Annotated in this window: 14 protein-coding genes; 3 read left to right on the top strand and 11 right to left on the bottom strand. The window is 38.6% G+C overall.

Annotated features, from left to right (window positions below; genetic code table 11):
- Positions 1-136: 136 nt before the first annotated feature.
- Positions 137-733, top strand: a complete 597-nt coding sequence (locus tag METBO_RS12405; RefSeq protein WP_013646069.1) for an FmdE family protein — start codon at positions 137-139, stop codon at positions 731-733.
- A 129-nt stretch (positions 734-862) separates the two neighbouring features.
- Here METBO_RS12405 and METBO_RS12410 read toward each other — a convergent pair whose 3' ends face one another.
- The 10 genes from METBO_RS12410 to fdhF form a co-directional block, all read right to left on the bottom strand.
- Positions 863-1171: a DUF2097 domain-containing protein gene (locus tag METBO_RS12410; protein ID WP_013646070.1), complete on the bottom strand. Its 309-nt coding sequence runs from the start codon at positions 1169-1171 to the stop codon at positions 863-865.
- Between the two features lie 48 nt (positions 1172-1219).
- Positions 1220-1522 (bottom strand): DUF2097 family protein, encoded by a 303-nt coding sequence (locus tag METBO_RS12415; RefSeq protein ID WP_013646071.1) that lies wholly within the window; start codon positions 1520-1522, stop codon positions 1220-1222.
- 81 nt (positions 1523-1603) lie between these two features.
- Entirely contained in the window at positions 1604-2416 is an 813-nt protein-coding gene (locus METBO_RS12420) for a formylmethanofuran dehydrogenase subunit C (RefSeq protein ID WP_013646072.1), read from the bottom strand.
- Positions 2417-2426: 10 nt separating this feature from the next.
- Positions 2427-4136, bottom strand: coding sequence for a formylmethanofuran dehydrogenase subunit A (locus METBO_RS12425; protein ID WP_013646073.1), 1710 nt, complete (start codon positions 4134-4136; stop codon positions 2427-2429).
- 10 nt (positions 4137-4146) lie between these two features.
- On the bottom strand, positions 4147-5505 hold the full coding sequence (locus METBO_RS12430; protein ID WP_013646074.1) for a formylmethanofuran dehydrogenase subunit B: 1359 nt from the start codon (positions 5503-5505) through the stop codon (positions 4147-4149).
- Positions 5506-5518: 13 nt separating this feature from the next.
- Positions 5519-6055 (bottom strand): molybdopterin dinucleotide binding domain-containing protein, encoded by a 537-nt coding sequence (locus tag METBO_RS12435; protein WP_013646075.1) that lies wholly within the window; start codon positions 6053-6055, stop codon positions 5519-5521.
- Between the two features lie 10 nt (positions 6056-6065).
- Positions 6066-6296: a 4Fe-4S binding protein gene (locus METBO_RS12440; protein WP_013646076.1), complete on the bottom strand. Its 231-nt coding sequence runs from the start codon at positions 6294-6296 to the stop codon at positions 6066-6068.
- A 9-nt stretch (positions 6297-6305) separates the two neighbouring features.
- Positions 6306-7349: a tungsten-dependent formylmethanofuran dehydrogenase subunit FwdF gene (gene fwdF, locus METBO_RS12445; RefSeq protein ID WP_013646077.1), complete on the bottom strand. Its 1044-nt coding sequence runs from the start codon at positions 7347-7349 to the stop codon at positions 6306-6308.
- A gap of 2 nt (positions 7350-7351) precedes the next feature.
- Complete coding sequence (locus METBO_RS12450; protein ID WP_013646078.1) at positions 7352-7801, bottom strand: 4Fe-4S binding protein; 450 nt, start codon at positions 7799-7801, stop codon at positions 7352-7354.
- Positions 7802-8003: 202 nt separating this feature from the next.
- Positions 8004-10688: a formate dehydrogenase subunit alpha gene (gene fdhF, locus METBO_RS12455; RefSeq protein WP_048186476.1), complete on the bottom strand. Its 2685-nt coding sequence runs from the start codon at positions 10686-10688 to the stop codon at positions 8004-8006.
- A gap of 179 nt (positions 10689-10867) precedes the next feature.
- Here fdhF and mobB point away from each other — a divergent pair, with 179 nt between their 5' ends.
- Together mobB and moaA are read left to right on the top strand one after the other, a co-directional pair.
- The gene (gene mobB / locus METBO_RS12460; RefSeq protein ID WP_013646080.1) at positions 10868-11578 is read left to right on the top strand and encodes a molybdopterin-guanine dinucleotide biosynthesis protein B; all 711 of its coding nucleotides are present in this window, start codon (positions 10868-10870) and stop codon (positions 11576-11578) included.
- Complete coding sequence (gene moaA / locus METBO_RS12465; RefSeq protein WP_013646081.1) at positions 11565-12527, top strand: GTP 3',8-cyclase MoaA; 963 nt, start codon at positions 11565-11567, stop codon at positions 12525-12527. The genes mobB and moaA overlap by 14 nt, the downstream gene beginning before the upstream one ends.
- Positions 12528-12602: 75 nt before the next feature.
- On the opposite strand, the gene nuoF is transcribed toward moaA, so the two are convergent.
- A complete protein-coding gene (gene nuoF, locus METBO_RS12470) occupies positions 12603-14462 on the bottom strand; it encodes an NADH-quinone oxidoreductase subunit NuoF (protein ID WP_013646082.1) in 1860 nt (619 codons plus the stop codon).
- Between the last annotated feature and the right edge of the window lie 12 nt (positions 14463-14474).

Raw genomic sequence — 14474 nt, forward strand, 5'->3', positions numbered from 1 at the left:
CACTACCATTCATTTTATCAATTAATAAACAAAAATTAACCATTACTGTAAAAAATTAATGGTAATTTATTGTTTTTGCAACATAATATAAACAACTGTATTCAATATTCAATTAGTAAACAAATGGTGATGTAAAATGGAAGACGTTCTAAACAAGATAGATAATCCATCCATGAAGGAAGATATAAAAAAATTAATCAAGTTCCATGGCTATTTGAGTTCAGGGGCTTTAATTGGGTACCAAATGCTTAACATAGCAAAAAGAGAATTGGACATCCATGATGATGAGAAAATTTATGTAACCTGCGAAACCCTAAACTGTGTCCCGGATCCCTTTCAAATACTCAGAAGTTCCACAATTGGAAATAAGGGTTTGAAGGTTCTAGATTATGATAAAATGGCAGTTACAGTAAATAAAGGTGCTGGAAAGGATGAAAAATTTGTTAAAGGAATTAGAATATACTTTAACGCTAAAAAAACTGAAAAATATCCGATACTCCATGATTGGTACATGAATTACAAGAAAGTGAGACACGAAGAAGTTGTGCCAATACTGCTTGAAGCAGGAGAAGATGTTTACTCTTGGGAATTTGTAGAAATTGAAGTTCCTGAAAAAAAGAAAAAAAATGTACTGCTTTGTGAAAAATGTGGAGAATCCTTTGTTTCATGGGATAAAAGCACCATTTGTATACCTTGTTCAAAGGATGAAAACAATAATACTGCAAATAAGTAATTCTAGAACAAATTTGTATATTTAAAAAAGCAGTAAACTATGAAGATTATAAATTCAGATTTATGTTGAGAAAATGGAATTATAACATGGAAATTTTAATTCCATTCATTTAATTTAAATAATTTATGGTTAAATTTCACATCTTTCAATCTCAATAAGGATGCCTTCCTCCTTATCTTTAGGAACATGCCTCATCTCAATAAGATCATCCTTAACTTCTTCTAAATCAATCAGGATCGTATTTCTTACTGTGTCACCTTTTACTTGAATCATGACGTTGCACACATCTTTTCCTTTTAGATGGTCTGTTTCGACACTTATAACTTCTCCCGGAGTGAATACTCGGTTGTATGATAATTCCAAGTAATCATAATCGTTGACATTATCTTTCACGTAGCTTATTGCTTCATCACAATCCATTTTCAATATTTTCTCCAAAAGATCAACTCCATAAGTCAGTTAAAATGAAAGTTATGTTCAATTATATTAGACATCTTCAACAACAAGGACTGTTAAATCATCCTCATTTTTAATATGCCTTATCTCAACAATTTCTTCCTTAATCTCTATTAGATCCAGCTGTATGGTGTCATTTAAAAGTTCACCATTCACCTGAAGAACCAAGTTCAAACTTTCCAATTCATTTTCATCCACATAATGTTCTATATCAATTACTTCTGTTGGTAAAAATATTCGGTTATAGGAAATTTCAAGTGTATCATACGTTTTTACTTCGTTTTTAACGTATTCAATAAGTTCATCTTGGTTTAGTGTGATCTCTTTTTCCATATTAATCACTTTGATTTTTTTATGAAATATAATTTTCTAAAAAATAGTTTATCTTAAAAAAATAAAAAAAAGAAGAAAGATTTAGTAGAGTAGATGCCTATTTTTCTCGGCATCTAACCATAATCTTCCTTTTCCATTCAATGCAATGTCTCCAACGTACTTGATGTATTTTCCACTGAAGTCCTTACCATCGATTTCAGGATTCTCAATTATATCTTCTTGTACAAATCCTTCAAGGAGTCTTCCAAGTTCACCGTTTATTACGATGTCCCCGTTTTTCATCTGTCCGCCAGGCCATCTTGTAACATCACCATCGATCTGTATGAAACCTTTGGTCATGTGGATACCTGCGAGGATATCACAGTCGCCTTTGACGTAGATTGATCCTCCGGATAAACATTCTCCGAGCTGTTTACCTGCATTTCCATGGATGGTTATGGTTCCACCGTTCATTCCTCTCCAGTCCCCAATGTAGGAACATCCGCAGAATTCTCTGGTGTTACCCATGATGGTTAGTGATCCGCCTTCCATTTCCCTGCCTGCGTAACTTTCAGCATCTCCATTTACAAGTATGGAACCGCCTTTCATCTGGGATCCGCAGTGAAGATCTACTGGACCGTTGACAATAATTTCTCCTGCACCCATTTTAGTTCCGATATATTTTACCCTGCCGTAGTCTCCATTGAGTATCATTTTAATTTCTTCTGGAGATTCTGCAGAACCTTCTACTTCTATGTCAAAGTAGTCAGTCAATGGAAATCTTGAGTTTCCTATTGGAACCATGTATTTCTCAAAATCTGCTTTTTCCCAGCTGTATATTTCATCGGGAATTAATTCATCGAATTCCAGAGAAATTTGAGAAGTCTTTTTTTGGTTAAAAGTAATTGTTTTCAATTTAACACCCCTATTTACCTGCTTGGACTTCAGTCACGATTGGATTTGGTAAGTACTTGTCGTGAACCTGGTAGTTTTCAAACTTAACTGTGTAGTATTTTGTGAAGTCCGGCATTACCCTGTCCATAACTGTTTTTTCTTGTTCTTCCATTCCTTTTACGTCGGTCCATAAAGTATGACTCTTTACAACCTTTACGATTTCACCGTCTTTAACTAATATTTCACCATCTTTTATAGTGTACATTGCACTACCGAATCCTTTTTCTATTGCTTCAGGGTTCCTTGATGGATCAATATCGTTAGGGTTTATGTCAAATACAGCAATGTCTGCATTGAATCCTGGTGTGAGTGCACCTCTGTCTTGGAATCCGTAGATCTTAGCAGGACCTGCCCTAGTAATGGTTGCGATTTCATTGAAATCATATTCCCTTTCTAGTGAAGCTAGAGAGGTTCTTCTGTGTGACCATGGGTGAACTTCTCTGTTATCCATCATTTCCTGTCTTCTTTCATTACTCATCAACCAGGAGATAATTCTTGGATAACGTATGAATGGACCAGCGTTAGGATGGTCAGTTGTTAAACATACCTTCCAAGGATCATTGACTTTTAGGAATAATTCTAATCCAATAGCCCATTGTAGTGAGTTAACTGGTGCTTTTCCAGAGTAGATAACTGGAACAATTCCTGCTGCAGTTTCAAGTTCTACATCTTTGTTAGCCCATTTTAATCCGCTTAACTTGTACAAATCAAACTCCATAGGAGCATCTGCAGTCATAGTTGTTGTTTCATCTAAGGTTACCTGTCCAACATCTATGGTCACATGGTCATTGCTGTTGACATAGTCTGCAATGTGGTCTGCACCAGAATCTGCATCTCTCCAGCTTGTTCCACCGTATGCGTGGAATTGAGCGTGGGTTAAGTGCATTGTCTGGCCCCTTACAGTGCTGTTCTTTTCTATGTCTTTGAGTGCATCCATAGTTGAAACAGTTGTTGGGTAGTTTCCTGGATGTCCAAGATCGTTAGGGTGAACATGTACAGAATGTGGTAGTCCTAACATTTCGTTTGCTTTTGCTAGTGCTGTAACAACTTCTCTTCCTGTTACATCCCAGTATGGAGCAGGGTCATCCAGTCCGTGAACGTTCATTCCCCAACCCCATGCTTCACTTCCACATGGGTTAACTATTTTAACACCGTAGCATTTGGCGAGCCTTAACCATGCGGCTACAAATCCTGCCAAATCTTCAATTTGGTTCTGTTTTGCGTACTGCAATACAAACCAGTTGTTACCAAACAATGATAATGGTACAATATCCAAGTTTGGTATGGAATTGATTTCTTCGTGAGTGTGTTTAGCTTCTAGTGGAGGTACAGCAGCTTCTACAACAGTTCCATATCCCATTCGGGAGTATCTGTATCCTGTTGATGGACAGCTTGGTATAGAAAATCCACTTTCTGACCTTAAAACATCTGTTTTGTGTGTAACACCCTTTCTTGAGTCTTCAGGCCTGTATATTCTACCTACAACAAGTTTTGGTCCTGCAACATGTGCGTGAGGATCAATACCTGCAGGCATCACAATCTTATCTGTAACATCTAGAACTTTAGCATCGGCAGAAACTGAATCTACGATTTTTCCGTCCTTGAACATTACGTCCTTTTTCTCTCCTGCTACTTTATTCGCAGGATCGTAAACAATACCGTTTTTTAGTACGTATTCCATGACAATCACCTTATTTACTTGCTAAAGCTCCTTGTTCAGCTTTAATTGTTTTAACTCTTTCTAATATTTCTTTTATAATCCATTCGTCGTCCCTACAAGTTTCAGGTTTGTCGATGGCTTTTTTCATCCATATTGGAACACCGTCCATCCTGTAACTGGTACCTCCAACTTCGACACCAACAAATGAACCTGGAAGAACAACATCTGCAATCTCTGTAGAAGGTCCCCAGTGTATATCCACCTGGATAACTGGAATTTCTGCGAGATGTTTAACTGCTCCACCAGGGTAGTGTGCACCTGGATCAGCTGCAATTACCATGAAAACATCACATTCTTTTCTTGTTAAAAGATCTATGGTGTTTGTTTCTCCATTCATGTATCTCTGGTATCCTCTTGCGAAGTCAACACCGTATGGGAAACCTGTTTCAAATGCCATGAATATGTTGAATCCGTTCACGTTGAAGTGACCCCTCATAGGCATTAAAATCCATTTGGTGTAACTGTTTAAGTCTGCTACCATCTGAATAGCAATATCGATGTTTCTCTGTTTGGATAATGTGTGGGTTAAACCGAGACCAAAGAACAATGCTCCGAACTGAACATTTTTCATTGCTTCTGCTAATTCTTCGACATCTTCCTTAGGAATTCCAGAAATAAATTCTTTTTGAAGTTTTTTACCCTTTAAAACAGCCCTTATAGCGTTGTAAAATTCGTAATCTCCATTCTGTTCGAATCCTACCCATATATCGGACATTTTAGCTGTATCACTGTATTTTGGGTCGAGTGTGACAACTGTTCTGTCGAATCTTCCCCTTGGTCTGAAGTATCCTCGTGGGAAGGTACTGTACCTTGCCATATGTCTTGGGTGGGAGTTCATTGCGTTACTACCTGTGTAAAGACACATGTCCGCCCTGTTTTTAACTTCTCCAAGTGTACTTATAGGGTATCCTGCGTTCTGAACAGCCTGAAGTGAAGGTCCGTGACAGATGGTTGCCTGGTTATCCAAAACCGCTCCAACTAATTCACCGAGCTCAAGACCGTGGTGCATGGTTTCAATGGAAGTTTCACTCCAACCATAGAATATAGGCCTTACTGCACCTGCTATGAGTTCTGCAGCTTTGTCTAAAGCTGTGTCCCAGTCAGTTTCTGCAAGTTCTCCATCTTCGCCCCTTATCATTGGAACCAGTAATCTTTGATCCATGTCTTCCATGATCTTACTGGCACCAAGTCGGCATGCGTGTCTTACACCTACAACATGCCCATCTTTAATTAAATAATCTAAATCGTCACAGTTACATCCGCAAAAAGCACATGTACAGTTTTCTACGATACTATCGTAGTCTGTTACTGGTGGTTCGTAATTTGCCATTTAAACTGCCTCCTTATAATTTCTTGTAGACAGGCATCTCTCCAAGTGTAGCAAGATCTTTGATGCCTTCTTCATCATCCTTATTAACGTATTTTTTGTACACTGCCCTCATTAGGTCAGCCATTAGCAGAACATCATCATCTGATTTTTCCACTGTGCACATGATACCCTTGTATGTTGGGTCGCAGCAACAGTAGGTTTCTGGACTAACAACTACATTTGCCCATGGTCCCTTTGGTATGAATATTGTTCCTTCATGCGGTGCATCTCTGGAGTGTGCTGCGTTAACAACTACTTCTCCCCAGTCAGAAATAACTTTAACATGGTCCCAGTTGGATACTCCGAGTTTTGCCATGTCTTTAGGATCCATATATGCTACTCCAGCTACTTTCCTGTATTCATCTTTAAGAGTAGATCCTCTTTTTTTGCATGCCCCTTGGTAAATGTCAGAACCTGTGTTCAACATTACGTCCAATTTATTTCGTAATTTTGCGTTAGGTTCGTCAAATTTAACAACCTTTGGAATTGCCGGTTTATCTACATAAGTCAAAATTAACACCTCATTCTAGCCAAATTGCGTCGGTAGGACAGAATACCTGACAGGTCCCACATTTCGTGCATTTATCTTCGCTAAAGAGTTTGATTACTCCATTTTCGACCATCATAATTGTTTCTGTTGTTTTTGATCCATGCCCTCCTGAAACCTCAGGACTTATAGAAACATTTACCGGACATGCAACAACGCAAACTCCACATCCAAGGCAGTTGTCTTGGTTTACTTTAAGTTCCATGTTATCACCTTAGTTAGTTTTTAATGAATCAATACTTTTCTGCCAAGATTTTGATTTGGTAGGTGTGCATTTGATTCCAGTTCGTTTAACATCAATTGCTTCTACTGGGCATACATTTTCACATGCACCACAGTAAATACAGAACTGTTCATCTTTCATGAGTTTATCATCTATTGTTCCTGGTGCTGATGATTTAGGGAAGAACAGCACATCACATGGGCATACATCCACACATGCTCCACAAGTTGTACATTTGTCTAGATCTAAGCTCAGTTCACCTTCGAATGGTTTTTCAACCTTAGCTGCATCTACTGGGCAAACTTCTTCACACCATCCACATCTTACACATGCGTCATCATCTATGAGTGCTTTACCAGTTGTTTCAGCATCTTCAGGATTTAAGTCGTATTCACCGTAGGAACAGGTTCTACATGCTGCCATTATTGCATCTACAGGACATGCTTTCTTACATACTAAGCAGTAAACACATTTGTCCTTGTCTACAGCGATGTCGAAATCTTCTGGACCTTTTTGATCAATAGTTATTGCATCTGCAGGACACATTTCTTCACATATACCACAGTCTATGCATGTTTCCTTGTCTATGTCTATTTCACCAGTTACAAGTTTGGATCTGTCTGGAAGTTGTCTTGCGACAGTAATTGCTTCCCTTGGACATGCCCTTTCACATGCTTTGCAGTATATACATGTTTCATCGTCAATTTCTGCAGAAGAAATTAATTTAGGATAAGTTTCAATTTCAGAAATTGGTGTTCCATCCACAGTGAATTCAAGTGCATCCACTGGACATCCCACACTACACATTCCACACAATACACATTTTTCTTCATCTATTTCTATTTTTGATTCGTCGATATCGTTTCTAACAATAGCACCAACGGAACCTAGTTTGATTGCTCCGACTGGGCATATTGATTCACAAACGCCACAACCAACACATGACTCATCTTTGAATGACAGCTCTCTATCTTCTTCAGCTGATCTTTCAACGTTGAAATCTTTGGCTTTGACTTCTTTTATATTTGCAGCCATTATTATTCCTCCAAAATATTAATTGAATTAGTAGGACATTTTTCAGCACAAATTTGACATCCACAACAGATATCAGAATCTATGTGTGCCTTTAGATCATCCAAAACTATGGCATCTATCAAACATGTATCTACACAAATTCCACAACCAATGCAAGAATCTTTAACTTCGACACTGTACTTGTTGACCAAACAAGTTTTCACTATGGTTTTCGTTGCTTCCTTGTCTTCAATGATGGCGTCAGTAAAAACCAGAAAATCTCGTGGTGAGAACTCTCTGACGATTTCAGCTATCTCTATTGATCCTAAAGAAATGTTTCTACCATTTAAATAATGAGAAAGCGTGGATTTATTAACATTTAGCATTTTCGAAATCTGTTTTTGACTGTAACCGTCTCTAACGAGTTCTAAAGCCGCTAAATATTTCAATCCAGAAGCTATGTGTTTTGGCATATGGACTCCATTGTGTATTAACTACACCTTTGATTGAATATATTAATATAGGTTTCTACAAGGAAGATATAGATAAATATATATATGGTGTTGTAGTGATCACAACTCTCGTGTTAGAGTTACACACTGAGAAAGGTTGTTTAAATCGTGCCAAAATGTCTTAAAAATAAAAAAAAAGTTGTCAGTTAAACACACAAGATTTTCAGTCTAAAATCTTTTCCACCCTAACTGCACACACCTTGAACTCAGGAGTTTTTGATATTGGATCGCATGCAGAGTTGGTTATGACGTTGGTGGCAGATTCACCGAAGTGGAAGGTCATGAAAACTACTCCTTTTCTGCATCTGTCAGTAATTCTAACTTTGGGTTTTATTTCTCCCCTTCTAGATATCACCTTAACAGTTTCGTCAGCCACAACCCCTAATTTTGAGGCGTCTTCCCGGGATATGTCAATATAATCTTCCCCATAAAGTTTTTTCAATCCTTCAACAGCACCTGTCATTGTACTGGTTTGATAGTGATAAATACTCCTCCCTGTTGTGAGAATTAGGGGATAAGTTTCATCCGGTAGTTCTGCTGAAGGTCGGTAGGTTAGTGGAATGAATTTAGCCCTTCCAGTTTCTGTTTTAAACTCCTCTGTGTGGAGTATGGGTGTTCCATCATGTTCCTCATTGTGGCATGGCCACTGTATTCCTTCATCCTCAATTCTGCCGTAGTTGATTCCAGCAAAGGTTGGGGAAACCTTGGCCACTTCATCGTAAACATCACTGGCATCTTTAAAATCAAATCCTTTTGCACCCATCTTCTTAGCAATGAGGGATGTTATCAACCAATCTGGTTTAGATTCTCCGACTGGATTTATTGCTTTTCGAACCCTCTGTATTCTCCGTTCTGAATTTGCAAATGTACCGTCCTTCTCTGCGTAGCTACAGCCTGGAAGAACCACATCAGCCATCTGCGCTGTTTCACTCATGAAAATATCTTGAACAACCAAAAAATCTAGGGAATTCATTGCATCCTTGATATTTTCTGTGTCTGGTTCACTTGTTACAGGGTTCTCTCCAACGATGTACATGGCCTTTATATCCCCATTTTTAGCAGCCATAACCATTTCAGGGAATGTTATACCCTTGGATCTGTTAAGATCAACATTCCATGCAGTTTCGAACCTTTCGATGGTGTTTGGATCGTCTAATTTTTGATAGCCAGGGAAGGTGTCTGGAAGACATCCCATGTCACAGGCTCCTTGAACATTGTTCTGTCCCCTTATGGGATTCACTCCTCCAAATGGTTTTCCCATGTTACCTGTTAGGAGTGCTAGATCTCCAAGGGCAAAAACATTTTCAGTTCCATGTGTGTGTTCTGTGATTCCCAAGGAATAAAGTATGGATGCAGGTTTAATTGATGCATATGTCCTTGCAGCTTCCTTTATTAGTTCTCCATCAACTCCTGTGATTGATTCAACTGTTTCAATGTCATAGGACTGTAATGACTCTTTAAACTCTTCGAAGCCTTCACTCCTATCATCTATGTATGCCTGATCATGCAGTTCTTCATCCACTATAACCTTCATCATGCCCATGATGAGTGCCACATCGGTACCGGGAGTCTGATTCATTACAATGTCCGCATGTTTGCACAGGTTAATATTTCTTGGATCTGCAACTATGAGTTTAGCACCATTTTTTACTGCTTCGATTATGCGCAACCCCAATACAGGATAACTGGCTGTTGGATTGGTCCCTATAACAAATAAGCATGAAGCATCCTTAATTTCATCTATAGAGTTGCTCATGGCCCCACTTCCAAATATTTTGGCAAGACCTGCTACAGATGGTGCGTGACAGGATCTGGCACAGTTATCAACGTTGTTAGTTCCCATAACAGCCCTGGTGAACTTTTGAACAGCGTAGTTATCCTCATTTGGACATCTTGCAGAGGATATAGATGCAAATTCATCGCCCTTGTATCCAGATAATTTCTGAGCAACGTAATCCAGTGCTTCCTCCCATTCAACCTCTATAAATTCATCGTTTCTCTTAATCAGAGGTTTTTTAAGCCTGTCCGGATGGTTGATGAAGCTGTATCCAAATCTGCCCTTAACACATAGATTGCCCTTGTTTACAGAGTTATCTGTATCGCCTCTTGCACTGACTATCTTGTCTCCCCTCACACCTAGGTAAATGTTGCATCCAACACCACAGTATGGACAAACAGTTTTAACTTCCCTTGCAGGTTTTTTTGTTTCCTTTGGTACAAGTGCACCCACAGGACAGGCAATCATACATTCTCCACATGATACGCAAGAAGATTCCAGGAGTGGTTTATCACCAAAAGTTGTTATCTTGGTATCATATCCCCTGAATCCAAAATCAACTGCATTGACAGCCAGGACTTCGCTGCAAGTTCTGACACATATCCCGCAAAGTACACATTTCTTTAGATCCCTGTTGAAGAAGGGGTTAGAATCATCCACCGGAATATCCATTATTTTGCGTCTTAAACTGCCAAGATCATCCCGATTTATTCCAAGATAGGCTGCAATTTCCTGTAATTTACAGTTATCATTTTTCTTGCAGGTTAAACAATCCACTTCATGATTTGCAATCAGCAGCTCTGCAGATAACTTTCGAACCCTGTTAATCCTGGGATTATCTGTTGTTATTTTCATTCCATCATGTACTTTTGTTTCACATGCCGTGATAAGACGTCCCTCATCATTTTCAACGAGACAAAGTCTACAGGATCCCCATGGTTTTAAACCAGGATAATAACATAGATTGGGTATGTAAATATCGTTTAGAAGGGCTGTTTCCAATATTGTGCTCCCTTCCTCGGCATTAATTTCTACACCATCAATATTCAGTGTTATTTTATTGTTCTTCATGTTATCGTCAGTAAAGTTCATTTTTAAATAGTCAGTTTTCTGTATATTAAGTTCATTAAAAATTAGGATTATACACTCACATATATGCTAACATCATATATATTTAAGTAGCCGAAGCTAGAATTATGAAGAGTAGAATTGGTTTTAAATATATTAAAGATGATTTTTAAAGGTGGCACATGAGGATTATAGCAGTTGTTGGTACCAAAAACACGGGTAAAACTACTCTTGTGACTAAAATAGTCGCAGAATTAGTTGAAAGAGGATTTAGCGTTGGAACAGTGAAACATACACACCATCAATTCGACCTTCCAGAGAGGGATACTGGAAAACACAAGGCAGCTGGAGCTGAAATTGTTGCAGGAATTGGAAGTGAAACATTTATTTCCATCAAAGATTCCATGGACCTTGAAAAGGTTCTTTTAATGATGAAATTCATGAAAGACCTTGATTTTGTCGTTATAGAAGGATTGAAAGAATCTAAATACGCAAAAATCTCCACATCCGAATTTAAAGATGAATTTACCATTGCAAATGTTGATGTGTTTAATATGGATGATGCCAAACTCAGTACCACCATAGACCTTGTGCTTGATAGGAGTTTTGGTATGGTAAACGATCTAAACTGCAAGAAATGCGGTTATGAATCCTGCGATGATTTTGTCCATGCAAAGCTTCAGGGACGGGCTGATGCTGTTTACTGCAGATCAGAATCAGACAGGGTTATACTAAAGATAAATGACACTATGATCCCCTTAAATCCATTCGTGAGAACTTTTATTGATGAAACTGTGCTTGGTATGGTAAAATCACTGAAAACCGATGAATTCGGTGCAGAAAATCTTAACAAAATTGAACTTCTGATAAGAGATAAGCATGAAAACGATTAACATTCAAAATAAGGTCACTGATAATTTTAAAAGACCTTTAATATCACTGAGAATATCCATAACCAACAGGTGCAACGTAAAATGTTTTTACTGCCATCACGATGGAATTGTACCTCAAGATTATGAAATGACCCCAAAAGAAATAGAAAGAATTGTTACAGTTGCTAAAGAACTTGGTATTGAAAAAATAAGACTTTCTGGCGGTGAACCCCTTATCAGAGAGGATATTGTGGACATGGTTTCAAAAATAGCAAATGTAGGATTTCGAGATATTTCATTAACAACCAACGGCATTCTCCTTGAAAAATATGCTGAAAAATTGCATGAAGCCGGGTTAACCCGTGTAAATGTCAGTTTCGACACTTTGAATCCGGAAACATACCGTTTCATAACAAAAAGGGATTACATGGAAAATGCCAAGGCTGGAATTCAGAAGGCTGTGGAATCTGGATTGAACCCAGTAAAAGTTAACATGGTTGTTATGAAGGGAATAAACGACAATGAAATATGGGACATGTTTCAATTTTGCAGGGAAACCGGAGCAATACTACAGCTCATCGAACTTCTAAAAACCGAAGCTGATAAACCTGGAAGCTTTTTTGATGAATATCATTACGATATGGGAGAACTTGAAGATGAGCTGACAGAAATGTCAGATCAAGTAAAAACAAGGAAGTTCATGCAGGATAGAAAAAAGTACTTCGTTGAGGGCGGTGAAATAGAGATCGTCAGACCAATGGATAATACGGAGTTCTGTAAAAATTGTACAAGGCTCAGGATAACTCCTGATGGGAAGATCAAACCCTGCCTTCTTAAAAACGATAACTTGGTGGATATAATCGAACCCATGCGCAGAGGTTACACCAACAAAGAACTAAAAAATGTATTTTTAGAGGCAATAGAACATAGAAAACCCTACTTTACCAATGGTTGCCATGCTAAATCCTGATTTTAAATGAAATTGTTGGAATTTATTTGATCCTCTAAAATTTTCACCCTTATTTTCTTCTTAATTTAGGGTTATTCAGTACTTAGATACCCTTTCAATTGCATTGTATTTGCCAGAACAGAGTTCAATACAAGTACCGCATTTTATACATTTTTCAGTGTCGATGGAATGTATGTGTTTTTTTGTGCCTGAAACAGCACCCACAGGGCATGATTTTAGACATAACATGCATCCTTCGCATTTTTCATCTACGACCGTGTAGTTAATCAGTTCTTTACATAAAAGGGCTTTACATCTTTTATCCTCAATATGAGAAATGTATTCATCCTCGAAATATTTTAAAGTCGTGAGTATGGGGTTGGGAGATGTTTGTCCGAGTCCACAAAGGGATCCATCCCTGATTCCCTGGGAAAGTTCGCGTAAAAGATCATTGTCCCCCTGTTTACCTTTACCTTGGGTTATGTCACTCAATATGTCTAACATTTGTTTGGTTCCCAATCTGCATGGAACACATTTGCCGCAGGATTCGTTTTGTATGAATTCCAGGAAATATCTGGCAACGTCCACCATGCAGCTATTTTGATCCATTACAACTAGCCCGCCTGAACCCATTATGGCTCCTGCCATTGTTAGAGAATCATAATCTATCTTGGTGTCAAGGAATTCTTCAGGAAGACAACCTCCAGAAGGTCCTCCTATTTGAACAGCTTTAAAATTACCTTCGTTGTTAATTCCACCACCTATGTCATATATGACTTCTCGAAGCGTGGTTCCAAGTGGAACCTCAATCAATCCTGGTTTTTTAACATTTCCCACCAGGGAGAAGGTTTTTGTGCCCTTACTTTCAACTGTTCCAAATTCCTTGAACTGTTCGTGTCCGGTCTGCATTATGAGTGATACGCTGGCCATTGTTTCAACATTGTTTATTACGGTGGGCTTTCCCCATAGACCTGCTGTTGTTGGAAATGGAGGTCTTGTTCTGGGCATTCCCCGTTTACCTTCGATGGAAGCTATCAGTGCAGTTTCTTCGCCGCAGACGAAGGCACCTGCTCCTTCCTTAATTTTGATTTCCAGATCGAATCCAGTTTCTAGGATGTTTTTTCCAAGGAGCCCAACATCCCTCATTTGGGAGATTGCTTGTTTCAACCTTTCAAGTGCAAGGGGATATTCAGCCCTGCAGTAGATATATGCCTCTTTAACTCCTATTGCATATGATGCTATGACTATTCCCTCAAGGACGGAGTGGGGGTCACTTTCCAAGAGCGATCGGTTCATGAATGCTCCAGGATCTCCTTCATCTGCGTTGCATATCAAATATTTTTCTACAGAATCAAAATCAACACAGAACTGCCACTTCATCCAAGTGGGAAAACCTGCTCCTCCTCTTCCCCTGAGTCCTGAGCTTTTCATCTGTTCAATGACCTTTTCTGGTTTGGTTTTAAGTGCAGAGTTCAGTCCACTGTAACCTCCCCTGGCAATGTAATGTTTGATGTTTGAGGGATCTATTAATCCACAGTTTCGGAGTATCCTTCTGACTTGTGGTTTCATTACCGGTGTTTCAAACAGGGAGGGAATTTCTTCATTATCATCTGCGCCTACAGTACCGAGTGCATGTTCGGGTAGAGGATTGTTGCCTTGTAAATATTCAGTTACAAGTTGTTTTGCCAATTTTTTTGTTACTTGGCCATAGAAAATTGCTGGATGGCCTGGTTTGATTATGGTTATTATTGGTTCAAGGTAGCAAAGTCCAATGCATCCCACTTCGATGATCTCAACGTCCAATCCTGCTTCTGCAATTTCTTCCCTGAGTACTGAGGAAATTTCTTGTGCCCCTGCTGATCTTCCACAAGTTGCAGAACCCACAGCTATCACAGTTTTATCCTCAAGAAGCAAATATTCTTCTTGTGATTCCTTTAATAGTTGTTTATATTTCATTATTTACCCTTG

This window comes from Methanobacterium lacus, assembly GCF_000191585.1.
GTDB lineage: Archaea > Methanobacteriota > Methanobacteria > Methanobacteriales > Methanobacteriaceae > Methanobacterium_B > Methanobacterium_B lacus.

Bases quoted from the DNA above. Each gene is read 5' to 3' on its own strand.
- METBO_RS12425 (WP_013646073.1), bottom strand. From the start codon at position 4,136: ATGGAATACGTACTAAAAAACGGTATTGTTTACGATCCTGCGAATAAA.
- fdhF (WP_048186476.1), bottom strand. From the start codon at position 10,688: ATGAAGAACAATAAAATAACACTGAATATTGATGGTGTAGAAATTAAT.
- METBO_RS12450 (WP_013646078.1), bottom strand. From the start codon at position 7,801: ATGCCAAAACACATAGCTTCTGGATTGAAATATTTAGCGGCTTTAGAA.
- nuoF (WP_013646082.1), bottom strand. From the start codon at position 14,462: ATGAAATATAAACAACTATTAAAGGAATCACAAGAAGAATATTTGCTT.
- METBO_RS12430 (WP_013646074.1), bottom strand. From the start codon at position 5,505: ATGGCAAATTACGAACCACCAGTAACAGACTACGATAGTATCGTAGAA.
- moaA (WP_013646081.1), top strand. From the start codon at position 11,565: ATGAAAACGATTAACATTCAAAATAAGGTCACTGATAATTTTAAAAGA.
- mobB (WP_013646080.1), top strand. From the start codon at position 10,868: ATGAGGATTATAGCAGTTGTTGGTACCAAAAACACGGGTAAAACTACT.
- METBO_RS12440 (WP_013646076.1), bottom strand. From the start codon at position 6,296: ATGGAACTTAAAGTAAACCAAGACAACTGCCTTGGATGTGGAGTTTGC.
- fwdF (WP_013646077.1), bottom strand. From the start codon at position 7,349: ATGGCTGCAAATATAAAAGAAGTCAAAGCCAAAGATTTCAACGTTGAA.
- METBO_RS12415 (WP_013646071.1), bottom strand. From the start codon at position 1,522: ATGGAAAAAGAGATCACACTAAACCAAGATGAACTTATTGAATACGTT.
- METBO_RS12405 (WP_013646069.1), top strand. From the start codon at position 137: ATGGAAGACGTTCTAAACAAGATAGATAATCCATCCATGAAGGAAGAT.